The following is a 22,618-nucleotide window of genomic DNA, read 5'->3' as shown; positions in this document are numbered from 1 at the left end:
ATTTAGTTCTCCTTTCCTGGGCTGACCTGAAGGTGCGAAGGATTAGGCGCAGAGAGCAAGCTTGCGTGCGTCGGTGGGTCAGAAGGCACGTGGCTCGGACGGCGCTGCTCAAAGCGGCGTCGCAGCTCGGGGACAACCTGCGTGCCGAGGATTTCTATTTGTTTGAGAACTACTTCTTGTGGAAGTCCCGCGTGATCGATGAGGAATAGCTGACGCTGGTAGTCACCGGCCCAGTCCGCAAAGCTGAGGGTCTTTTCAATTACCTGCTCCACGGTGCCAACGGTCAGTGGAGTCTGCGCCGTGTAGTCCTCGAGGCTTGGCCCGTGGCCATAGACTGGGGCGTTGTCGAAGTAGGGGCGGAAGAAGTCTTTAGCTTCTTGTTCGGTTTCGCCAATGAAGACTTGACCACCAAGTCCGACGATTGCTTGGTCCGCTTGGCCATGTCCATAGCTTGCAAAGCGACGGCGGTAGAGATCCACCAACTGAGCGGTGTGCTCCTTATTCCAGAAGATATTGTTGTGGAAGAAGCCATCGCCGTAGTACGCGGCTTGTTCAGCGATTTGCGGCGAACGAATAGAGCCGTGCCAGACAAATGGCGGAATTCCATCCAGCGGTGCCGGAGTAGCGGTAAACCCTTCTAGTCCCGCGCGGAACTTTCCTTGCCAGTTAACAACCGGCTCACGCCAGAGCCTGCGCAGCAGGTGATAGTTCTCAATAGCCAAAGGAATGCCCTGCTGGATGTCTTTGCCAAACCAGGGATAGACTGGGCCGGTATTTCCGCGGCCGAGCATGAGGTCTACGCGGCCGTTAGCAAGGTGCTGCAGAAAGGCGTAGTCCTCCGCGATCTTTACCGGGTCATTGGTAGTAATCAGCGTGGTGGCAGTAGATAGATGCAAGCGCTCCGTCTGCGCGGCGATATAAGCTAGGTGCGTTGTAGGAGAGGACGGTACGAAGGGTGGGTTGTGGTGCTCACCGGTGGCAAAGACGTCAAGGCCAACCTCTTCGGCTTTGAGTGCAATTTCCGTTAGATTGCGGATGCGCTCAGCCTCAGTGGGTGTCTTTCCTGAGATAGGGTCAGTAGTGAGATCCCCGATAGTGAAGATGCCGAATTGCATGGTTGCCTTTCTATGCGGTGCACAGGAGTGAAGATAGACGCAGTGCCGGCTGCAAGAGAAGCCGGCTGCGGGAGAATTATTCCCATTCTAAGGCATCAAAAAGAGCTGGTAGATCGGCCGGTGCAACGAGGCGCAGGGGTCTCTCATTGACTTTTACGTGTTCTGTGATGACCGCTGCGCAAGGGCGGTGCCCTTGGCTATCGGTTTCTGAAAGAGCATCCACCGTCTCTTGCACGCTTACTGCGCGGGCAAGAAAGATAGCGCGATCACTGGGTTCTTTGTATTCCACAATGTCTGCGATGTCCGCGGCATCGAGCATGTGGTTATCGCTGAGGTCTCTTGCTACCCATCGCGCAATAGTGTTGGTGGTTAACAAAGCGGTGAAGCGGCCTTCATCGTAGATAGGGATTTGGGAAAAGTCCTTATCCTTTATGACGTTAAATGCCTCCATGATTGATGTGGCAGACGTCAAGGTGAATACCTTTTGTGGCTGCAAGACGTGGAGGGCGTCGGGAGGGGAAACCACTATGTTTCGGAGAGCGGAAATCTGCTTAACCACGGCCTCGTTCGGTTCTGCAATGGGCTCTGATTTGTAGTAGCGACCGTGGGCAATGGCATTGCGTAGGTTAGAAAAATCTTTGAGCGCCTCGGCTTGCTTACTGGAAAGCACGTGCTTGTCTCGTGCCTTGTCTACTATCCACCAGAAAGAATCTGAGTTCTCAGCGTTGAGAGCTGAGCGCAAGTGTTGTTCTATGTCGTTGAATGCAGCCAGGAATGCAGTAGCTCGGTGCGCGGTCATATGGGCCAGTGTAGAGAAGAGGGCGTCGCCAAGCAGAGGGTTTGCCTGGGCCACCGAAGAGCAATCCGCTAGCCTGGCGCAATGGTCGGTGAGACTAGCGGATGTGGTGAGCTTGCCGAGGCTGAACCGAGAGGGACTGCCGTTAGAAGACTACGCGCAGTACAGACACGGTAATGGCGGCGATGACTGCGGCGGCTGGGAGCGTAATAACCCACGCCAAGGCGATAGGCTTCATCAGGTTCCAATTTGCTGCCTTGTTGACAATGCCCACGCCCAACACGGCGCCGATGAGGATGTGGGTGGAAGATACCGGAAGGCCCAAGATCGATGAACCCATCACCACAGCGGCGGCGGCAAGCTCAGCAGCGAAGCCGGAGGAGGGGTGCATTTGGGTTAGGCCCGAGCCCACGGTCTGAATGACGAAGCGGCCGATGAACCACAAGCCAGAAATCAGGGCAACGCCCATGGCAATCATGACGGCAACCGGCACGGCAGCCTCATCGTTTACTTGGCCGGTCTTGAGGACGTCAATAACCGCAGCGAAGGGGCCAATGGCATTGGCAATGTCGTTGGAACCGTGGGAGAAGGCGAAAGCGGAGGCGGTAAAGACCTGCATCCAAGAAAAGAGAAGGAAGGTGGATTTAGCTAGCGACTTCTTTTTCAGGGAGCGGGCGAAAATGAAGACGGCCATCCACACCACGGCGCCGACCATGCCCATGACCAAGAGGTTCTGAAGAACACTGAAATCGAGTCCGGTGTGCTTGAGACCCTTGAACATCACCATGGCGGAAATGATGATGGCACCAATGGCGGCTAGTACCGGTACCCAGCTCTCTAGGGCGCGGTGAGCCTTGACATCATCCATGTCCTTGTTGAGGTTATACAGATCGCGGTAGTACTCAGATTCCAGCTGATCCGGATCGAAGTCTTCTTCTGCCACCAAGGCGGCGTCCCGGGCCATGGCGTTGGTGTAGCTAATCTGCTGGATCTCATTGAGGCGAGCAAAGCGAGACTTGTGCTCTTGGCGCAGCTCCGCGCGACGGGTCTTGATTTCGCGCAGTTTTCGGTCTGCTTCCTCGTTGTAAACCAAGATTGAGGTCTTAATCCATTTGAACAGGATAAACGCGGCGAGACCGCCGAGGACAGGGGAGAGCACCCACGAGATGGCAATGGTGCCAATCTCGCCCCACTGCACCATGTTCCAGCTGCCCTTGCCGGTGACAAAGCCGACCGTGAGCGCAGCGCCGACGATGCCGCCGACGATGGAGTGGGTGGTAGATACTGGCCAACCCATACGGGTGGCAACAAGGAGCCAGATGGCCGCACCCAAGAGGGACGCCATCATGATGTAGACGAATTCCATGGGGTCTAGCCCATCGATGGCGTCAAGGTCGACGATGCCAGAGCGCACGGTATCGGTAACTTCGCCGCCGGCGAGGATGGCGCCGGAGACCTCAAAGATGGCGGCGACAACGAGGGCCTGCTTCATAGACAGCGTTCCGGCGCCTACGGAGGTACCGAAGGAATTGGCGACGTCATTGCCGCCAATATTGAAGGCCATGAAAAGGGCGAAGAGAATGGCGGTGCCAAGGAGAATGGGCTTGGAGCCGTCGACGTAGTCGTGGCCCCAGACCATAAAGCCGATGAGGGTAACGGCGGTAAGGCCGCCAAAGATGGCGTGCCAAATCCAGTCGCTGCCCTTGCCGTTGACAGCCTCAATGTCCGTCATGTGGGTGGTAGGGGTAGACACAGGAGGAACCTTTCGGGAAAGCGTGCACAAGAGGTATGACCGCGCTTCTCAGCGAGGCGTATAGGATTCTCAAAAGAAATTCTTATGTAGAGAATGCACGCTCAGACTAAAGGCCCTAGGTTTCGGGAAAGTGAACTCAAGATGTGGAGTTCGTGAAAGCAATGTGGCTATTCGCGAACATAGTGGTCGCCGCTCTTGGTGACGGCCACGTTGTGAGTATTAGCCGCGGTAGGCGCCGCGCTCAAGGGTGTCGCACTGGGACATCTTGCCAGAGTTATATCCAGCAAGGAATGCCTTCTCACGCTGTTCGGAAGAACCATGCGTCCAGGAATCAGGCTCGACCTGGCCGCCGGAGCGGCGCTGGATATTGTCATCGCCCACCGCCTGGGCGGCCGCTACGGCGTCCGAGACCTGTTCTTTGGTGATTGGCTCAAGCAAGGGGTTATCACCCTTATCGGCATAGGAAGCCCACAGGCCTGCGTAGCAGTCAGCCTGCAACTCGATCTTTACCGCGTTGGAATCGGCGCCTGGGTCGTTATAGTCCGACAGGCCGAGGGTGCCCTCAAGGTTTTGAATGTGGTGGCCGAACTCGTGCGCCACGATGTACATGCGGGCCAAAGGAGCATTATCCGCGCCGAAGTTGCGCAGGGAATCAAAGAACGCGGTGTCGAAATAGGCGGACTCGTCGCGCGGGCAGTAGAAGGGGCCAGTAGATGAAGTCGCGGCGCCACAGCCGGTATTAACGCTGCCGTGGAAGACCACGCGCTCCGGTTCGGTGTATTGGATATCTGCCTGTTCCGGCAAGACCTTGGACCAGACATTATCCACGCTGCGCCCGGTGAACTCTACGAGGCATTCATCTTTGGTGTTGCCATCTTCTGCAGTTTCGCATTCGGGGCTTTCGCCCTGTGCAGCACGGTCAGATTGGGGCTGCTCGCTGCCCAGAATCGATCCCAAGTCTGAGGGATTGCCACCCAACAGGAGGAAAAGGCCTACTAGAACAATTGAGCCGACGCCACCGCCAATGGCGATGCCACCGCCACCGCCACCCGAACGCGCTTCTTTGCCGCCGAAATCGGCACCTGATCTAAAAGTCATGCCTAAATAGTGCCACATGGCCCCCTCATACACAGGATGAAGCTTGCTGGAAAGAGACTGAAGCAGGGAAACGGTGGCTCTTGTGCGGTCTTAGAGGTTAGCTTGGGTCTTAGAGGCTAGCTGGCGCCTACCTTACTGCGCTCCGCGTACCGGTAGGGATGTAGAATTGTGCGCGTTCCTAGTCTTGTGCTTGGTTTGGCGCGCGCTGTTTACGCGTGGCGGGACCCGCAAGTGACACAATTTTTAGAAGGGATTGAACATCAGTGCTGCGTACCCACTTAGCAGGTGAGCTCCGCAAAGAACTCGCAGGAGAGACCGTCACCCTAACCGGTTGGGTTTCCCGCCGCCGCGATCACGGTGGTGTGATCTTCATTGACCTGCGCGATCGCTCCGGCATCGCTCAGGTTGTCTTCCGTGAATCTGACGTGGCGGAGCGCGCCCACGACCTGCGTTCTGAATATTGCGTTAAGGTCACTGGTACCGTGGAGCCTCGCCCAGAAGGCTCGGAAAACCCTAACCTGCCGTCCGGTGAGATTGAGGTCAACGTCGCGGATCTTGAGGTTCTGAATAAGTCCGCAGCGCTGCCATTCCAGATTGATGATCCTTCCACCTCAGGTGAGGTAGGCGAGGAGACTCGTCTGAAGTACCGCTACTTGGACCTGCGCCGCGAGCGCCAGGCACAGGCGCTGCGGCTTCGTTCTGCTGCCAACCGCGCGGCCCGCAAGGTACTGGATTCGCATGATTTTGCAGAGATCGAGACTCCAACCCTGACTCGTTCCACCCCGGAGGGCGCACGCGACTTTCTGGTTCCAGCGCGTTTGAAGCCAGGCACCTGGTATGCACTGCCGCAGTCCCCGCAGCTTTTCAAGCAGCTGCTCATGGTCTCCGGTATGGAGCGCTATTACCAGATCGCGCGTTGCTACCGCGATGAGGACTTCCGCGCTGACCGCCAGCCGGAGTTTACCCAGCTGGACGTGGAGATGTCCTTCGTAGACCAGGACGATGTCATCGCCTTGGCGGAAGAAATCGTCACCGAGCTGTGGAAGCTCATCGGCTACGAGATCAAGACTCCGATCCCGCGCATGACCTACGCCGATGCGATGAAGTACTACGGTTCCGATAAACCGGACCTGCGCTTTGACATCAAGATTGTGGAGTGCACCGAGTTCTTCAAGGACACCACCTTCCGCGTCTTCCAGAACGAATACGTCGGCGCCGTGGTTATGGAAGGCGGCGCCTCCCAGCCGCGCCGCCAGTTCGATGCTTGGCAGGATTGGGCAAAGCAGCGTGGCGCCAAGGGTCTGGCCTACATCACCGTGGGCGAGGACGGCACCTTGGGCGGTCCGGTGGCTAAGAACATTACCGACGCCGAGCGCGAGGGCATTGCAGAACACGTCGGCGCTAAGCCGGGCGACGCCATCTTCTTTGCCGCCGGTGACACCAAGTCTTCCCGCGCGCTCTTGGGCGCTGCCCGTGGCGAGATTGCAAAGAAGCTGGACCTTATCAAGGAAGGCGACTGGGCCTTTACCTGGGTTGTCGACGCTCCGCTTTTTGAACCTTCCGCTGATGCGACCGCTTCTGGTGACGTCGCACTGGGCCACTCCAAGTGGACCGCGGTTCACCACGCCTTTACCTCCCCGAAGCCGGAGTACCTGGACAACTTTGACCAGAACCCGGGCGAGGCGCTGGCGTACGCCTATGACATTGTCTGCAACGGCAACGAGATTGGCGGCGGCTCCATCCGTATCCACCAGGAGGACGTGCAGAAGCGCGTCTTCGACGTCATGGGAATCGGTGACAAGGAGGCTCAGGAGAAGTTCGGCTTCCTGCTCGATGCTTTCCAGTACGGCGCCCCACCACACGGCGGCATCGCCTTCGGCTGGGACCGCATCGTCTCCCTGCTGGGCGGCTTCGACTCCATCCGCGACGTTATTGCGTTCCCGAAGTCCGGAGGTGGCGTGGATCCGCTTACCGACGCCCCAGCGGCAATCCCAGCCGCACAGCGTAAGGAGACCGGCGTAGACTACAAGCCAGAAAAGAAGAAGGAACAGGACAAGGCCGGTTCCACTGCGGCAGAGACCGCTGAGGAGAAGTAAGCGGGTAGCTTAATCCTCAGCCTTTAAGACACACCGTGCGGGGCGCATCGTTGGTCGCGGCAATTTCGCTGCGGGCGAACTTGTGACCCCGCTTTGGTGTGAGGGGGCATACTGGATAGAACTATGGTTGATAACGAAGCTGTGCTATCACCCGAGGATGTCATCAAAGCCGCCTCGGAGATGTTGTCGCGCCGTTTTGGTGGCACCCCGGAGATGTCGAGCGTGGAGCGCTTGGACGGTTCCGGCAATGCAATGGTTCTGCGCGCCAGGATTGCCCCTGGAGCCTTCCTGCCGCACCGCTCGGTAGTTATTAAGTACAACCCGGTTACCGGCTATGCTGTCGATGATGCTGCGATGCTGCGCGAGGTTGTGGCTTATCAATTCACCACCGCGTTATCTGAGGACGTGCGGCCCGGCCCCGTGCTTCTTGCCCACGATCTGGAGCAGCGCATTATTGTGTTGACGGACTTGGGTGAGGGCGAAACGCTTGCCGACGTCCTTGTACAGTCCACCGATGATGACCGCGTGCGGGTATTGCGCTCGCTAGGCAGTGCGTTGGGGCACATGCACGCTGGAACCGCGGGCCACGAGCAAGATTATGAAACCCTACTCAATAGGATGCTGCGCAAGAATCCGGACTTGGCTCCGCACCAGTCCGTGCGCGATGAGGCGCTGGAGCGCTCCATTGGCATCGGCCTCGACTTGCTGGATAAAGCGGGGCTTGAGGCACCGGCCAGCTTCCGAGAGCTAGCGGGGCAAGCCGCTCGATCTCTGGCATCCGGCAAAGACCGGGCATTTACTCCCTTCGACCTTTCGCCGGATAACATTATTGTGTCTCATCGCCTGCACTTCTTGGACTATGAATGGGCAGGATTCCGCAATGTTGGCTTCGACGTAGCCTGCGTTATCGCCGGCTTCCCACAGTTCCTGTTCTCCAAGCCGATCACGGACGAAGAGGCAGATATCTTCATTTCTGCTTGGTCTCGTGCCGTATCTGAGGTGTGGCCGCTATTTTCTAATGCGGAAGAAATCCACGGCCTTATCGTGGCGTCGCTCATTGGCTGGGCGCTATCGAGCGTGACCACGATGCACGCCGGCGGCATCGAAGGGCTGGTTGCCCTAGCCAGGGGAGAAGCGGAGGTCGTCCATGATCCGCAGCGCTCCATTTTGCGTCCGGCCGACCACGGCCCGTTTACGGAAGATGAATTGCTTGTGCGCCGCGACCTCTATGAAACCTTTGAGGCGCTATCCCGATATGCCGCGCGCTGCGATGGCCCCGCCTGCGCGCCCATCGCAGAATTTGGCAGCGCCATTGCGCGCCGCTTGGATGACGAATAGACAATCACGATGTGCCCGCACCCTTATAGGAGGTAGCTTTCCAGTGTCTCAAGACTCATTATTTGGCGGGCCCACTTCGGAGCGCAGCGCGTCGCCGCTGCCCGGGAAGAACCTTTTCGCCACCCACGCCGGCTCCCCACTGGCGGCGCGCATGCGCCCGCAAAACCTGGATGAAGTGGTCGGGCAAGACCATCTCTTGGCCCCCGGAAAGCCATTGCGTCGCCTCGTGGAAGGCTCAGGGGAGGCCTCCGTCATCTTGTACGGGCCGCCGGGCACCGGCAAGACCACCATTGCCTCGCTCATCGCCAGCCAAATGGGGCAGAACTTCGTGGGCCTCTCCGCCCTCGATTCGGGCGTCAAGCAGGTCCGCGAGGTCATCACCCACGCCCGGCAAGAGCTCATTCAAGGCCGGCGGACCGTGCTCTTTATTGATGAGGTGCACCGCTTTTCCAAAACCCAGCAGGACGCACTCCTCGCAGCCGTGGAAAATCGCACGGTGCTGCTCGTTGCGGCAACTACGGAAAACCCTTCCTTCTCCGTCGTCGCGCCGCTTTTGTCTCGCTCGCTGCTATTGCAGTTGCATTCGCTAAGCGACGATGACTTAAGGGGCGTCGCCAAGCGCGCGCTCGAAAGCGACCGTGGCTTGGGCGAGCGCAAGATTCGGATTACCGATGAAGCCTTGGATCAGTTGGTACTCCTCGCCGGTGGCGATGCGCGGCGCACGCTGACCTATCTCGAGGCCGCGGCCGAGGCGGTTGACGATGGCGGGGAGATTACCCCACAGACGGTCACGGATAACGTCAATAAGGCAGTGGTGCGCTATGACCGCGACGGCGACCAACACTATGACGTGGTTTCCGCGTTTATTAAGTCCATCCGAGGCTCCGATGTCGACGCTGCGCTGCATTATCTCGCCCGCATGGTAGAGGCCGGGGAGGACCCGCGCTTTATTGCCCGGCGGCTCATTGTGCACGCCTCCGAGGACATCGGCATGGCTGATCCGACCGCGCTCCAGGTGGCCGTGGCGGCGGCTGAAGCCGCTCAGCTTATCGGCATGCCAGAAGCCCGAATCCCGCTCGCGCAAGCCACCATCCACCTGGCCACCGCGCCAAAATCGCCCTCGGTCATTTCTGCTATCACGCAAGCGCAAGCCGATGTAGCCGCTGGCAAGGTGGGCCACGTGCCACCGCATCTGCGCGATGGGCACTATGAGGGCGCTAAGCGGATGGGAAATGCCGTGGGCTATGTCTATCCCCACGATGATCCCCGCGGCGTAGTGGAGCAGCAGTACCTGCCCGATGAGCTGGAGGGTTCGGTTTACTATGAACCCACCGATCACGGGGCTGAGAAGCGAGTTTATGACTATATTGGCCGCTTGCGCAGCATTATTCGTGGCAAGCGCGGCCCAGGCAAAAACGCTCGCCGGCCTCGCTGATCCCCACCGATGGGAAATCGCTGTGCAGCGAAGGGTAGAGTTGGGCGGGTTAGAAACTTCTTGATAGAAGATGAAAGCTCAGACAGTTAGGATTGTTGCTCGTGAAGACTCATGAGATCCGGGAACGGTTTACCCAGCACTTCGTCAATTCTGGTCACGAGGCAGTGCCAAGCGCCTCGCTGATCCTGGATGACCCTAACCTGCTTTTCGTTAATGCCGGCATGGTTCCGTTTAAGCCCTATTTCTTGGGCCAGCAGAACCCGCCCTTTGCCAAGGGCCTTGCCACTTCCATCCAAAAGTGCGTACGTACCTTAGACATTGATGAGGTGGGTATTACCACCCGCCACAACACCTTCTTTCAGATGGCCGGCAACTTCTCCTTTGGCCAGTACTTCAAGGAAGGCGCCATCACCAATGCGTGGACCTTGCTTACCGGCTCCGTTGATGAGGGCGGCTTTGGCCTAGACCCAGAGCGCTTGTGGGTCACGGTTTACCTGGATGATGATGAAGCCGCCGAAATTTGGCGCGACAAGATCGGTGTTCCAGAAGAGCGCATTCAGCGCCTCGGCATGGAGGACAACTACTGGTCCATGGGTATCCCCGGGCCCTGTGGCCCCTGCTCCGAGATTTATTATGACCGCGGTCCGGAGTACGGCAAGGACGGCGGCCCGATTGCCGATGACAACCGTTACATGGAGATCTGGAACCTGGTCTTCATGCAAAATGAGCGCGGCGAGGGCATTGGCAAGGGCAACTTTGAGATCGTCGGCGAGCTGCCCAAGAAGAACATCGATACCGGCCTGGGCATCGAGCGCGTGGCCTGCATTTTGCAGGACGTAGACAATGTCTATGAAACGGACCTGCTGCGCCCAGTTATTGATGTAGCCGAAGAGCTTACCGGTGCCACTTATGGCGATAAGGCCTCCCACGAAGACAACATCCGCTTCCGCGTGGTAGCTGACCACTCCCGTACCGGCATGATGCTCATCCTGGATGGCGTGACCCCTGGCAATGAGGGCCGCGGGTATATCCTGCGCCGCCTGCTGCGTCGCATTATCCGTTCCGCCAAGCTGCTGGGTGCTAAGGGCGCGACTATGGAGCGCTTCATGAATACGGTCATGGACACCATGACCCCGTCTTACCCGGAGATTGCGGACAACCGCGAGCGCATCCTGCGCGTTGCCGTGAATGAGGAAAAGGCCTTCCTGAAGACCCTCGAGTCCGGCACCCGCCTCTTCGATGATGCCGTCCAGGAACTCAAGTCCACTTCCCGCGCGAAGACCGCAAAGGTGCTACCGGGTGAGAAGGCCTTTGAGCTGCACGATACCTACGGTTTCCCCATCGACTTGACCTTGGAGATGGCCCAGGAAGCCGGCCTTGAGGTCGACATGGATGGCTTTAACGACGCCATGGGCGAGCAGCGCCGCCGCGCCAAGGCCGATAACCAGGCCAAGAAGCACGGCCACACCGACCTTTCTCTCTACCGCGACTGGGTAGACAATAACCCCACCGTCTTCACCGGTTTTGAGGAGCTTGCTTCCGACGCCCGCGTGATCGGCCTCGTCCGCGGCGGCGAAAAGGTCGACCAGGTGCACGAGGGCGAGCAGGTTGAGGTCATCTTGGACCACACCCCGCTGTACGCCGAAGCTGGCGGCCAGATGGCAGACCGCGGCCGCATTATGGCCGGTGAGTCTTTGCTGGAGGTCAACGACGTTCAAAAGATTGGCAAGAAGCTGTGGGTACACAAGGCCACGGTTACCGCTGGCGGCCTTGACTTGGGTATGTCCGTTGAAGCGGCCGTCGACGAGCAGTGGCGCCACGGTGCTACCCAGGCACACTCTGCTACGCACCTCATTCACGCCGCATTGCGCCAGGTGCTTGGCCCCACCGCCGTCCAGGCCGGCTCCATGAACCGCCCGGGCTACCTGCGCTTTGACTTCAACTACACCGAGCAGCTCAGCCAGGCACAGCTGGAGGAGATCGCTTTGATTACCAACCAGGCAATCGACTCCAATTTTGCGGTCAACACCATTGAGACCTCCCTGGAGGAGGCCAAGGCCATGGGAGCTATGGCACTATTCGGTGAGAACTACGGCAAGGAAGTCCGCGTAGTAGAAATCGGCGGACCGTTCTCCATCGAGCTCTGCGGCGGTACCCACGTTGGTTCCTCCGCTGAAATCGGACCGGTATCCGTGCTGGGTGAGTCCTCCGTTGGCTCTGGTGCTCGCCGCATCGAGGCCTACTCCGGTTTGGATGCCTTCCGTTACTACTCCAAGGAAACTGCCTTGGTAGAAGGCGTGTCCCGCGAGCTCAAGGTGCAGACCGAGGATTTGCCGGATCGCATCGCGCAGCTGTCTGAAAAGCTCAAGGCAGCGGAGAAGGAAATTGAAACCCTGCGCAAGCAACAGCTGGCTGCCCGTGCCACCGAGTTCGTCAGCGCAGCCAAGGACATCAATGGATTCAAGGTCATTGCGCTGACCTTGCCGGAAGGCACCACCGGCGGGGACCTGCGCACCGTTGCTACGGACCTGCGCAACCGCCTGCGCGAGGAAGAAGCCGTTATCGTCTTGGGCGCCGAGGATAAGGGCAAGTTTCCGTTCATCGCGGCGGCTACGGACAAGGCCGTTGGACGCGGCGTGAAGTCCGGGGACATCGTGAAGCAGTTTGGCCAGTACGTCGACGGTCGTGGCGGCGGTAAGCCGGATATGGCTCAGGGCTCTGGTTCTACTGCAGCCGGTGCTGAGCGCGGCTTTGCAGCCGTCAAGGACATGCTCGAGTCCCTATAGGAGTTCGACCGTGGCAAAAGTGGAACCAGATACCCCGGGAGTTGATGACCCGGGGCAGGGCCGCCGGATCGCACTCGATGTCGGTACGGTGCGTATTGGCGTGGCAGTGTCCAATAGGGAAGCCACGCTTGCCACTCCAGTGGAGACCGTGCACCGGGAAACCGGGTTCAAGGATCGCGATAAGGGCGATATTGACCGCATCTTGGAACTCATTGATTCCTACGATGCAGTTGAGGTCATCGTAGGGTTGCCGCGGGACTTGCAGGGAAATGGGTCCAAAAGCGTAAAACATGCTAAAGAAATTGCGTTTCGCATCCGCCGTCGGTTGAATCGAGATGCAAATATAGATAAAGTTCCACCACCAGTACGTTTGGCTGATGAGCGTCTGACTACCGTGGCAGCAACCACCGCGCTGCGCGCGTCCGGCGTGTCCGAGAAGAAGGGCCGTAAAGTCATCGACCAAGCAGCAGCGGTGGAGATATTGCAGACTTGGTTAGATGGGCGCGCGAGCGCGCTACGATCCCATGATGCAATAGACCAGCCTTCAGACTCAGGAGACTAAAACACGTGAGCCGTAACCAAGAACGCCTCGGCCGATCGATGGAGCCGAAATACGTCAAGCGCCGCCAGCGCGGCATTGCCGTTGTCATTGCGTCCATCATCGTTATCCTTGGCGCCCTTATCTACATCGGATTCCGCCTCGGCAATACCTCCGCCGATTATGAAGGAACCGGCAACGGTACCACCCAGCTGGTGGAGGTGCCGGAAGGCTCGTCCATGTCCGAGCTCGGACCTGCATTGGTAGAAAAGAATGTGGTGAAGACGAAAGACGCTTTCGATTCTGCTGCGTCGATGAACCACAGTGCGAGCCAAATCCAGCCGGGTTTCTACCGTCTGCAGGAAGAAATGAGCGCAGACGCAGCGGTCGAGGCATTGCTGGATGAGAATAACCGCGTGGACATGCTCGAGGTGCAAGGTGGTGCCACCTTGGAAGACGTCAAGGTTGTGGGCGGAGACGTCCGCTACGGCATTTACTCCCTGATTTCTGAGGTCAGCTGCAACGATGGCAACTGCCTGAAGAAGGAGGACTTGGAAAAGGTTGCCGCCGAAACCGACCCAGCCGAGCTGGGCGTACCGGAGTGGGCTTTGGACGCTATTAATAAGCGCGGCAATGACCCCAAGCGCATTGAGGGCCTTATCGCGCCAGGCCAGTACGTCTTGGACCCCAATATGGAGGCCAAGGATATCCTCAAGGATCTCATCACCCGCTCCACCAAGCGTTACAACGAAACCAATATTGAGGAACGCGCCCAGGCTATCGGCTTGAGCCCTTATGAGCTGCTCACCTCCGCTTCCTTGGTGGAGCGCGAGGCGCCAGCGGGCGAGTTCGACAAGGTTGCCCGCGTTATCCTCAACCGCTTGGACGAGCCAATGCGCCTGGAGTTTGACTCCACCGTGAACTACGGCTTGGAAGACGTTGAACTGGCCACCACCGATGAGGCCCGTGGGGAGAAGACCCCGTGGAATACCTACGCGAAGGAGGGCCTGCCGGATACCCCGATTGCTTCTCCTTCGGACGATGCAATCAAGGCCATGGAAGAGCCGGCTGAGGGCAACTGGAAGTTCTTCGTCACCGTGGACCAGGAGGGCACCACCGTATTCTCCGATACTTACGATGAGCACTTGGGCCGCGTCGATGACGCCATCCGCTCCGGCGTGCTTGACTCCAAGCGCGAAGGCGAGGGCGCTGGTTCCGGCAACGGTGACGCCGCTGCCGAGCAGCCCGCCCCGTAGAGCCACGACGACCACAAAGAGGTAGAACACCATGCCACGTGCGGCCGTCCTTGGTAGCCCCATCGAGCACTCCTTGTCTCCGGTGCTTCACAATGCTGGCTACGAGGCCGCCGGGCTGGCCGGTTGGGACTACACCCGCTGTGAGACATCGGCGGAGGGGCTTCCGGAATTAGTGGCGGCAAGCGACTCAGAGTTTGTTGGTTTCTCCGTGACCATGCCCGGCAAGTTTGCCGCCCTCCGCTTCGCGGACAATGTAAGTGACCGGGCCCAACTGATTGGCTCGGCAAATACCTTGGTGCGCAGGGCCGACGGTTGGTATGCGGACAATACCGATACCGAGGGCGTACGCGGTGCGCTTGGCGAACTTCTGGGGGATAATCCAGCAGCTCATGCGCTGCTCATTGGTGCTGGGGGCACCGCTCGTCCCGCGTTGTGGGCGCTAGCTGAGCGCGGGGTGAAAAAGGTTACGGTCCTCAACCGTTCCGACCGCAGCTCCGAACTTTTGCCGCTCGCCCAGAACCTAGGGCTGGAACTTTCCTTTGTCAGTTTCGACGGGGACTTATCCGCGCTGGCTCGCACTGTCGATGTCATTGTGTCCACCGTTCCAGCCGCGGCGGTGGAAGACTATGTCTTTGCCATTGCCCACGCACCGGTGCTGGACGTCATTTATGATCCTTGGCCCACGCCGCTGACCATGTGGGCGGCGGCCAATGGGTACAAGACCGTCGGCGGGCATGTCATGCTCGCGCACCAAGCATTTAGCCAGTTCGAGCAATTTACCGGGGTGGCGGCCCCGCGGGAAGAGATGCTGAAGGCATTGAACCAGGAGCTGCAGAAGCGGTCGCAGACAACTAAGTAGGAGGGGCGTCGGCAAGCGCGGCCTGCAACTCCTGTGCAGTAGAAGCTGCAGAATTCGCCATGTAGACAAAGGCGCCCAGCGTTTGCTCACAGCGTGCCTTAGTGTGATCCCCGTGCTAATAGTCGGAGGAATTATCTATTGTTTGTGGGCAGCAGCCCTGTGCTGGTGGGATGTTCGGCAGCGCCGATTGCCAGATTGGCTGACGCTTCCAGCTGCGGTGCTGTCGCTTGTCGTGGCCAATTGGAGTGGGCTGTGGTGGCCGGGGATCTACCTCGTGCTGGGGCTGGCCCATGCAGGCGTGGGTGGAGGCGACATCAAACTCGCCTGGCCCCTGGGAATGCTGGTGGGGCATGTGGCTGGGTTTATGGGTGTGGTAGCAGCAAGCGGCAGCGCGTCCCTTCTGACGCTTTTGTGGTCGGCGTGCAGCGGGCAGAAGGAGAGCCCGCATGGTCCTGCAATGCTGCTAGCGGCAACGGTCGTTATCGCATGTGCGCACCCTCTTTGAGGGGGTAAAAGAATTTATTGCGGGGCCAAGTTGGTACTGGATTGGCCAGGCCGTGCGATAATACCCGCATGCTTCGTTGGACTACTGCAGGTGAATCCCACGGCCAAGCTCTTATTTCGATGTTGGAGCACATGCCCGCTGGGGTCCCCATTACCCGCGCCGATATTTCCCATCAGCTTTCCCGGCGCCGCCTAGGTTATGGCCGCGGTGCCCGTATGAAGTTTGAAGCTGATGAGGTCACCGTGCTGGGTGGAGTCCGCCATGGGCTCACCTTGGGTAGTCCCATCGCCATCATGATTGGCAATACGGAGTGGCCCAAGTGGACAACCATCATGTCGGCCGATCCTCTGGATATGGACGATGAGGGCACTATTAAAGCGATGAACTCCGGCCGCGGTGCCGCCTTGACTAGGCCGCGCCCCGGGCACGCTGACTTTGCCGGAATGGTGAAGTATCGCCACAGGGAAGCGCGCCCCATCCTGGAGCGCTCCTCGGCGCGTGAGACGGCGGCCCGTGTGGCCGCAGCTACCGTTGCGCGCAATTTTCTGCGCGAAACCTTGGGCGTCGAGGTTCTCTCCCACGTGATATCTATTGGTGCTTCCGAGCCTTATCAGGGGCCTGCACCAGCGTTCGCGGACATCGAGGCTATTGATGATTCGCCGGTCCGCGCCTGCGATAAGGCGGCTGAATCCTCCATGATTGCGGAAATTGAGGCCGCAAAGAAGCAGGGTGATACCTTGGGCGGCATCGTTGAAGTTGTGGTCGATGGCCTGCCTATCGGGCTAGGCTCGCACATTTCCGGCGATGACCGCTTGGACGCACAATTGGCCAGCGCCTTGATGGGCATTCAGGCCATCAAGGGAGTGGAAATTGGCGATGGTTTTGCCGAGGCCCGTCGTCGCGGTTCCGCTGCCCACGATGAGATGGTGCTAACCGAAGAAGGCGTATCCCGCCTCAGCAACCGTGCAGGGGGACTCGAAGGCGGCATGACGAACGGACAGCAGCTGCGCGTGCGGGCGGCAATGAAGCCGATTTCTACGGTTCCGCGTGCCTTGCGCACTATTGATATGGAGTCCGGCGCTGAAGCTACTGCCATTCACCAGCGCTCAGATGTGTGCGCGGTTCCGGCGGCAGGCGTCGTTGCAGAAGCAATGGTTGCCCTCGTTCTTGCGCGGGCCGTGCTAGAAAAATTCGGTGGCGATAGCCTCGAAGAAACCTCTGCGGCCATCGCCGCGTATGATAAATACGTTTCGGACCGCCTTGCTTTTGACCAGGAGTAAGTTATGACCACCCCAACCGCCGTTACGGGACTGCCCCGTCCACGCGTTGTTTTGGTTGGCCCGCCAGGTGCGGGTAAATCCACCATTGGCCGTCGCCTTTCCCACGCCTTGAGCTGCGAACTGGTGGATTCGGATCATCTTATTGAACAGGCTAAGAATAAGCCGTGCGGGGAAATTTTTAGCGAGCTAGGTGAACCTGACTTTCGCGCGCTCGAAGCTGAACACGTTGCTGCGGCACTGCGCACTGGTGGAGTAGTCAGCCTCGGCGGCGGGGCAGTGTTGACGGATTCCACCCGTGAGCTGCTGGAGCGCCATACCGTCATCTTTTTGGATATCTCCCCCGAAGAAGGCGCACGGCGTACATCCGGGGATAGCAATCGGCCGGTGCTTGCATCCGACAATCCACTCGAGCACTACCGCAACCTCGTGGAGGTGCGGCGCCCGTATTACCAGGAGGTGGCAGATTACCGGGTACGCACCGATGCTCGGACCCCACAGCAGGTGGTGGGCGATATCCTCGGCTTCCTCGATACCCTGTAGATTCCCCGCCGCGCTAACACTAGTTCCTCGCCCCAGTGCCTCGGCGACGAACGGAAAGGACCACCATGCCCAGCATTGCCGTTAATGGACCACAGCCCTATGAAGTTCGCATTGGCACCGATCTCAACCGGGACATCGCGCAGCGCTGTGCACAGATTGGTGCAGTCCAGGCGGGCATTATCTGCCAGCCGCCGCTGCGTGCTGCGGCCGAGCGCTTAGCAGAACTCGTTGCCGCTGAAGGGGTGGAGCCTACGCTTATCGACGTCCCCGATGCCGAGGCCGCCAAGCAGCTCAACGTCATCGGCGGCGTGTGGGATCAGCTGGGGGAGAAGGGCTTTAATCGCCGTGACGTCATCATCGGCCTCGGCGGTGGCGCTACCACCGATTTGGCTGGGTTTGCCGCGGCCGGGTGGATGCGCGGCATCAAGGTCATTCAGGTACCCACCACGCTATTGGCCATGGTTGACGCGGCCGTCGGCGGCAAAACCGGCATCAATACCGCAGCCGGCAAGAACCTCGTTGGCGCCTTTCATGAGCCGGATTCTGTGTTCGTGGATCTCGAGCGCCTCGAAACCCTGCCTGCGGCGGAAATTGTTGCTGGTTCGGCGGAAATCATCAAAACCGGATTCATCCATGACCCGGTGATCCTTGAACGCTATGACAGCGACCCCGCCGCATGTGTGGACCCACAGGGCTACCTTCCAGAATTGATTGAGCGCTCCATCGCGGTAAAGGCCGCGGTGGTGGGCGAGGATCTCAAGGAATCGGGCCTGCGTGAAACGCTCAACTACGGCCATACCTTTGGCCATGCGGTGGAGCGCCATGAACATTATGAATGGCGCCATGGCCACGCGGTGGCGGTGGGTATGATGTTTATCGCCCACCTAGCGCATGCGCGGAGCCTCATTGACGCGGAACTGGTGGAAAAGCACCGCCGGATCCTGCACAGCATTGGGCTGCCGACTACGTATAGGCCAGGGCAGTTCGCGGACCTGTATGAGGCAATGACCCACGATAAGAAGAACCGCGACGGACAGATCCGGTTTGTAGCCTTGACCGGGGTGGGCGAGACCACCCGTCTCGAAGGCCCCAGTACGGAAGAGCTAGAAGCGGCCTACGCCGCGATTTCGGAGTAGAAATGAAGATTATTGTCCTCAATGGCCCGAACTTGAACCGCTTGGGAAAACGGCAACCGGATGTCTACGGCTCCACCACCCTGGCGGATGTAGAGAAGATAGTCTCCTCGCGCGCCGCCGCGCACGGTGCAGAAGTAGAGTGCTTCCAGTCCAACCATGAGGGTGAGCTCATTGAGAAGGTGCATGCCGCCGCGGATGCGGGCCACCCGGTGATTATCAACCCCGGCGGTTTTACCCATACCTCAGTGGCCCTGCGGGATGCCCTGGCAGAGGTAGCCGATGGCGCCGGATTCGTAGAGGTGCATATTTCTAATGTGCATGCGCGCGAGTCCTTCCGCCGTCACTCCTATCTCAGCCCTATTGCCAGCGGCGTCATCGCGGGGTTGGGTGTCTTCGGCTACGTGGCGGCAGTGGACTATCTCTGCCAATAAGCCCCCACGAACGGGCTGGGCGGCAGCCGGCTAGAAAGAAATCCGCCCATCTGCGGTGGCAGGGTCGATATACTGGGTGGATACTTTCTACACCGCAGTCGACCCAGAAGGATGAAATCATGGCTTTGGCAGATACCCGTTTTAGTGACCGGCGCCGCAAGCTTGCCGCGGAACTAGCCGGCCAGCGCATCGATGCCGTTCTGGTTACCCACCTCACGCACGTGCGCTACCTTTCGGGATTCTCCGGCTCGAATGGCGGGCTACTTTTGCGCAAAGACCTTACCGCGCAGGTTGCTACCGACGGCCGGTACACCACGCAGATCGCCCGAGAGGTTCCCGATCTGGAGGCTATCCAAGGCCGCGCGGTAGGAAAGGTACTCCTGCAGCAGTTTGCCGATGTCGAGGGGCCGGTTCGAGTCGGTTTTGAAGCCGACTACCTCTCGGTCTCTGAGCTGAAGGACCTGGAAGAGTCCGCCCCAGAGTCGGTTACCTTGGTTCCCATCGCCGGGGTCATTGAAAAAATTCGGTTGGTCAAGGATTCGCTCGAGCTAGAAAAGCTGGAAGAGATTGCCGCGCTGGCTAATCAGGCGCTGGAGGATCTACTCGCCGCTGGTGAGCTGCGTGCCGGCCGCACCGAGCGCCAGGTGGCCGCCGATTTGGAATATCGGATGCGCATGCTCGGCTCGGAGCGGGTGAGCTTCGATACCATTGTCGCTTCTGGCCCGAATTCGGCGATGCCGCACCATGGTGCCGATGACCGGGTCATCGAGGACGGCGACCTTGTGACCATCGATTTCGGTGCGCACCTGCGCGGGTTCAACTCCGATTGCACCCGCACCTACGTCGTGGGCACGGCGAATGATTTTGCCAAGGAAATCTATGATGTGGCGCTCCGCGCCCAAAAGGCGGGCGTGGCAGCCTCGGTACCGGGCGCTAAGCTTGCCGACGTCGACGCCGCCTGCCGCGATGTCATCTCCGCCGCGGGCTACGGCGACTACTTTGTGCACTCGACAGGCCACGGCGTGGGCCTAGACGTTCACGAGGCCCCGTTCGCGGCACAGACGGGTAAGGGCGAACTCGTCGCCGGCATGACTCTGACCATCGAGCCGGGAATTTATGTGCCAGGCAAGGGCGGCGTGCGCATCGAAGATACCCTCATCATTACCGATGGCGCACCGAAGATCATTACTGCCGCGACGAAGGAATTTACTGAACTGCCCGCCTAGTGAGCCAGCACCTTGGAGTTAAGCAGCTGGGCGACGTTGCGGTTACCCAGGTGCGTGAGGTGATTAAAGAGGTTGTGCGGTACGGAGTACTCCCACTTGCCGGAAATCCAGCGAGTGCTGTCCGGCGCGCACATGCCGTGATCAATGGAGTCGGCACGTAGGTTGTAGTACTGCACGCCGTTTGCGCGTGCTGCCTTGTACATGGCGCTATTGACTTGGTCCTCACCGGTGCGAACCAGGCCCGCGTAGTCCATGTTGAACCCGGCTTCAGAGGAACCCGGTGCGGAGGTGCGCAGCGGGCATACCGCGCCATTGCGGGCGGAGATAGCGGGATAGCCTACAACGCTGATGCGGGCATTCGGGGCGGCGTGGCGAATCCGCTGGATCGAATGCTTCATTCCGTCGTAGTAGGGGTTGGAAGAAGAAAGAGATGGGCGCACGATTTCCTGGAAATCATTGGCGCCGAACTGAATTAAAACATTTTTGGTGGCACCGTTGAGATCATTATTGGCAATGGCTCCGTTGATCTGTTCCTGGAAGTCCTTGCGGTGGGAGTGGCCGGCGGCCTTCGCCGCAGAGCATGCATAGTTGGCTACGTGCTGACCTGAAACGCGCCCCAATTCGCGGCCAACATTACTCTGACCCTGCGGGCAACCCTGTGGGGACGGTGCGCCAGGAGCGTCTTCGATGCCGTGGGTGGCAGAAGAGAGCGTAGTGCTTGCCGAAGGGGACAGGCTCGAGGTAGTACCAATTTGGCCATAGGTTGGGTTGGCAAAGACAGAATCGCCGAACATCACAGTCTGGGCGTCTGCCGCCATGGCCTGCGGCGCGGAGAGTGCTGCTACGGTTGCGCCAGTAGCGGTAGCCGCGGCGTAAAGCTTCTTGAGAGACATCGCAAAAATCCTTGGTAGATATGTGAAAAATCAATAAAGCAAAGTCTTATCGTACAGCGAGTTATTGCTGGATAAAAACCATTGATTGTCCGCGCGTCTATCCGCTTTGGGCAGGCGAAAGGCCCCGAAAGCCACTCCGCAGAATACTGTGGGGCAGAAACGGGGGACCGGTAATACCCCAAGGGGCAGTTGTCCGGTAGGCTTAAACATTGTTTTCAACCTTTAGTCCACAATTTTCGGGAGTTTAACCGCAATGGCTGATACTACTGATTTCAAGAACGGCCTCGTTCTGAAGATCGACAACAAACTGATGCAGATCGTTGAGTTCCAGCACGTGAAGCCGGGCAAGGGCCCAGCCTTCGTGCGTACCAAGCTCAAGGATGTTGTCTCCGGTAAGACCGTGGACAAGACGTGGAATGCTGGCGTAAAGGTAGAGACCGCAACCGTGGACCGCCGCGATATGACCTACCTGTACAACGATGGCACCAGCTACGTTGTTATGGATGAAAAGACCTTCGAGCAGTTCGAGCTCCCGCCGGAGAAGTTCGGCGATGCCGCTCGCTTCCTGCTGGAGAACATGCGCGTTCAGGTTTCCTTCTACGAGGATGAGGCACTCTTTGCAGAACTGCCTATCTCCGTAGACCTCAAGGTAGAGCACACCGAACCTGGCCTGCAGGGTGACCGTTCTTCCGGCGGCACCAAGCCTGCCACCCTGGAAACCGGTGCTGAAATCCAGGTTCCGCTGTTCATTGAGATCGGCAACGTTCTCAAGATTGATACCCGCACCGGCGAGTACCTCTCCCGCGTTAACAACTAGGGCATCTGACTGTGTCTGATAACACCCCTAAGCGCGATATCAACTACAAGCGGCACACCGCGCGGTACCGTGCACGTCGTCGTGCCGCCGATATCCTCTACGAAGCGGAAAATAGGGACGTTGACCCCGTTGCCATCGTGGAGGATCGCATCGCCTTGGCACGTGAGGATCGCAATGCGGTAGCACCTGTGGCCGAATACACGCAGGTGATTGTCAAGGGCGTCGCTGAAGAGCTGGATGTCATCGATGACACCATCGCTCGCTACCTTTCTGAGGACTGGGAACTGCACCGTATTCCCGCAGTAGACCGCGCTATCCTGCGCGTTTCGGTTTGGGAGCTACTCTTCAATCCCGATATTCCTACCGCCACCGCTGTAGTAGAAGGCGTAGAAATCGCCTCTCAGTACTCCAATGAGCAGGCAGCACCGTATATCCACGCGGTATTGGACGATGTGGCGCAGTCCCGCTCCGCCGAAAGCCCGATGTCTGCAGAGCACCAGGGCCTAGAGGAAGAAGAACACGATGCTGCTGCGGCTAAGGACACGACGGATGCCGTTCCACCAGCCGAATCGGCAGAGACTGCGAGCAACGCAACCGCGACTGATGAGGATTCTGAATCTGCGGAAGACTCGGCCGAGTAGCACCGTCGAGTAGTACTCGCGCCCTTTTATCGTGAGCCAATTTTCCGCCTGCGGTCGGCTTGGTAGAAACACCAGGCTG

20 protein-coding genes are annotated in these 22,618 nt (G+C 59.0%); 15 read left to right on the top strand and 5 right to left on the bottom strand.

Annotated features, from left to right (window positions below):
* Positions 1–2: 2 nt before the first annotated feature.
* From QP971_RS02385 to ypfJ, 4 genes are all read right to left on the bottom strand, one after another.
* Positions 3–1,115, bottom strand: a complete 1,113-nt coding sequence (locus tag QP971_RS02385) for an LLM class flavin-dependent oxidoreductase (RefSeq protein WP_269953019.1) — start codon at positions 1,113–1,115, stop codon at positions 3–5.
* A gap of 76 nt (positions 1,116–1,191) precedes the next feature.
* Positions 1,192–1,914, bottom strand: a complete 723-nt coding sequence (locus QP971_RS02380) for a CBS domain-containing protein (protein ID WP_284787031.1) — start codon at positions 1,912–1,914, stop codon at positions 1,192–1,194.
* 142 nt (positions 1,915–2,056) lie between these two features.
* A complete protein-coding gene (locus tag QP971_RS02375) occupies positions 2,057–3,643 on the bottom strand; it encodes an inorganic phosphate transporter (protein WP_269953208.1) in 1,587 nt (528 codons plus the stop codon).
* A gap of 240 nt (positions 3,644–3,883) precedes the next feature.
* Complete coding sequence (gene ypfJ / locus QP971_RS02370; protein WP_239273226.1) at positions 3,884–4,762, bottom strand: KPN_02809 family neutral zinc metallopeptidase; 879 nt, start codon at positions 4,760–4,762, stop codon at positions 3,884–3,886.
* Between the two features lie 263 nt (positions 4,763–5,025).
* Here ypfJ and aspS point away from each other — a divergent pair, with 263 nt between their 5' ends.
* From aspS to QP971_RS02305, 13 genes are all read left to right on the top strand, one after another.
* Positions 5,026–6,858, top strand: a complete 1,833-nt coding sequence (gene aspS, locus QP971_RS02365; protein ID WP_239273224.1) for an aspartate--tRNA ligase — start codon at positions 5,026–5,028, stop codon at positions 6,856–6,858.
* 123 nt (positions 6,859–6,981) lie between these two features.
* Positions 6,982–8,196: a protein kinase family protein gene (locus QP971_RS02360; RefSeq protein WP_225746889.1), complete on the top strand. Its 1,215-nt coding sequence runs from the start codon at positions 6,982–6,984 to the stop codon at positions 8,194–8,196.
* 43 nt (positions 8,197–8,239) lie between these two features.
* On the top strand, positions 8,240–9,631 hold the full coding sequence (locus QP971_RS02355) for a replication-associated recombination protein A (protein ID WP_284810769.1): 1,392 nt from the start codon (positions 8,240–8,242) through the stop codon (positions 9,629–9,631).
* Positions 9,632–9,732: 101 nt separating this feature from the next.
* Positions 9,733–12,417 carry an alanine--tRNA ligase gene (gene alaS / locus QP971_RS02350; RefSeq protein WP_284810767.1) on the top strand — a complete coding sequence of 895 codons (2,685 nt, stop codon included), beginning with the start codon at positions 9,733–9,735 and terminating at the stop codon, positions 12,415–12,417.
* 10 nt (positions 12,418–12,427) lie between these two features.
* Complete coding sequence (gene ruvX / locus QP971_RS02345) at positions 12,428–12,979, top strand: Holliday junction resolvase RuvX (protein ID WP_284810765.1); 552 nt, start codon at positions 12,428–12,430, stop codon at positions 12,977–12,979.
* 38 nt (positions 12,980–13,017) lie between these two features.
* Complete coding sequence (gene mltG, locus QP971_RS02340) at positions 13,018–14,211, top strand: endolytic transglycosylase MltG (RefSeq protein WP_284810798.1); 1,194 nt, start codon at positions 13,018–13,020, stop codon at positions 14,209–14,211.
* A gap of 31 nt (positions 14,212–14,242) precedes the next feature.
* Positions 14,243–15,070, top strand: a complete 828-nt coding sequence (locus QP971_RS02335; RefSeq protein WP_284810763.1) for a shikimate dehydrogenase — start codon at positions 14,243–14,245, stop codon at positions 15,068–15,070.
* A 103-nt stretch (positions 15,071–15,173) separates the two neighbouring features.
* On the top strand, positions 15,174–15,575 hold the full coding sequence (locus QP971_RS02330; protein WP_349010345.1) for an A24 family peptidase: 402 nt from the start codon (positions 15,174–15,176) through the stop codon (positions 15,573–15,575).
* A 68-nt stretch (positions 15,576–15,643) separates the two neighbouring features.
* Positions 15,644–16,855 carry a chorismate synthase gene (gene aroC / locus QP971_RS02325; protein ID WP_284787038.1) on the top strand — a complete coding sequence of 404 codons (1,212 nt, stop codon included), beginning with the start codon at positions 15,644–15,646 and terminating at the stop codon, positions 16,853–16,855.
* A 3-nt stretch (positions 16,856–16,858) separates the two neighbouring features.
* Positions 16,859–17,395: a shikimate kinase gene (locus tag QP971_RS02320; protein ID WP_284787039.1), complete on the top strand. Its 537-nt coding sequence runs from the start codon at positions 16,859–16,861 to the stop codon at positions 17,393–17,395.
* Positions 17,396–17,460: 65 nt separating this feature from the next.
* The gene (gene aroB, locus QP971_RS02315) at positions 17,461–18,531 is read left to right on the top strand and encodes a 3-dehydroquinate synthase (RefSeq protein ID WP_284787040.1); all 1,071 of its coding nucleotides are present in this window, start codon (positions 17,461–17,463) and stop codon (positions 18,529–18,531) included.
* 2 nt (positions 18,532–18,533) lie between these two features.
* Complete coding sequence (gene aroQ / locus QP971_RS02310) at positions 18,534–18,962, top strand: type II 3-dehydroquinate dehydratase (RefSeq protein WP_049378236.1); 429 nt, start codon at positions 18,534–18,536, stop codon at positions 18,960–18,962.
* Between the two features lie 119 nt (positions 18,963–19,081).
* On the top strand, positions 19,082–20,188 hold the full coding sequence (locus tag QP971_RS02305; protein ID WP_284810761.1) for an aminopeptidase P family protein: 1,107 nt from the start codon (positions 19,082–19,084) through the stop codon (positions 20,186–20,188).
* On the opposite strand, the gene QP971_RS02300 is transcribed toward QP971_RS02305, so the two are convergent.
* Positions 20,185–21,081, bottom strand: a complete 897-nt coding sequence (locus QP971_RS02300) for a GDSL-type esterase/lipase family protein (protein WP_284810759.1) — start codon at positions 21,079–21,081, stop codon at positions 20,185–20,187. The two genes, QP971_RS02305 and QP971_RS02300, sit on opposite strands and share 4 nt — an antisense overlap.
* Positions 21,082–21,334: 253 nt before the next feature.
* Here QP971_RS02300 and efp point away from each other — a divergent pair, with 253 nt between their 5' ends.
* Positions 21,335–21,898, top strand: a complete 564-nt coding sequence (gene efp, locus QP971_RS02295) for an elongation factor P (protein WP_023021466.1) — start codon at positions 21,335–21,337, stop codon at positions 21,896–21,898.
* An 11-nt stretch (positions 21,899–21,909) separates the two neighbouring features.
* On the top strand, positions 21,910–22,539 hold the full coding sequence (nusB, locus tag QP971_RS02290) for a transcription antitermination factor NusB (RefSeq protein WP_239273210.1): 630 nt from the start codon (positions 21,910–21,912) through the stop codon (positions 22,537–22,539).
* Positions 22,540–22,618 lie beyond the last annotated feature (79 nt).

The sequence above is a fragment of the Corynebacterium marquesiae genome, assembly GCF_030229635.1.
Taxonomy (GTDB): Bacteria; Actinomycetota; Actinomycetes; order Mycobacteriales; family Mycobacteriaceae; genus Corynebacterium; species Corynebacterium marquesiae.
This window is presented reverse-complemented; position numbering and strand designations above follow the sequence as displayed.

Bases quoted from the DNA above. Each gene is read 5' to 3' on its own strand.
- QP971_RS02360 (WP_225746889.1), top strand. From the start codon at position 6,982: ATGGTTGATAACGAAGCTGTGCTATCACCCGAGGATGTCATCAAAGCC.
- ypfJ (WP_239273226.1), bottom strand. From the start codon at position 4,762: ATGACTTTTAGATCAGGTGCCGATTTCGGCGGCAAAGAAGCGCGTTCG.
- QP971_RS02385 (WP_269953019.1), bottom strand. From the start codon at position 1,115: ATGCAATTCGGCATCTTCACTATCGGGGATCTCACTACTGACCCTATC.
- aroQ (WP_049378236.1), top strand. From the start codon at position 18,534: ATGAAGATTATTGTCCTCAATGGCCCGAACTTGAACCGCTTGGGAAAA.
- QP971_RS02380 (WP_284787031.1), bottom strand. From the start codon at position 1,914: ATGACCGCGCACCGAGCTACTGCATTCCTGGCTGCATTCAACGACATA.
- QP971_RS02335 (WP_284810763.1), top strand. From the start codon at position 14,243: ATGCCACGTGCGGCCGTCCTTGGTAGCCCCATCGAGCACTCCTTGTCT.
- aroB (WP_284787040.1), top strand. From the start codon at position 17,461: ATGCCCAGCATTGCCGTTAATGGACCACAGCCCTATGAAGTTCGCATT.
- QP971_RS02305 (WP_284810761.1), top strand. From the start codon at position 19,082: ATGGCTTTGGCAGATACCCGTTTTAGTGACCGGCGCCGCAAGCTTGCC.
- QP971_RS02300 (WP_284810759.1), bottom strand. From the start codon at position 21,081: ATGTCTCTCAAGAAGCTTTACGCCGCGGCTACCGCTACTGGCGCAACC.
- mltG (WP_284810798.1), top strand. From the start codon at position 13,018: ATGGAGCCGAAATACGTCAAGCGCCGCCAGCGCGGCATTGCCGTTGTC.
- QP971_RS02320 (WP_284787039.1), top strand. From the start codon at position 16,859: ATGACCACCCCAACCGCCGTTACGGGACTGCCCCGTCCACGCGTTGTT.
- aroC (WP_284787038.1), top strand. From the start codon at position 15,644: ATGCTTCGTTGGACTACTGCAGGTGAATCCCACGGCCAAGCTCTTATT.
- QP971_RS02375 (WP_269953208.1), bottom strand. From the start codon at position 3,643: ATGACGGACATTGAGGCTGTCAACGGCAAGGGCAGCGACTGGATTTGG.
- efp (WP_023021466.1), top strand. From the start codon at position 21,335: ATGGCTGATACTACTGATTTCAAGAACGGCCTCGTTCTGAAGATCGAC.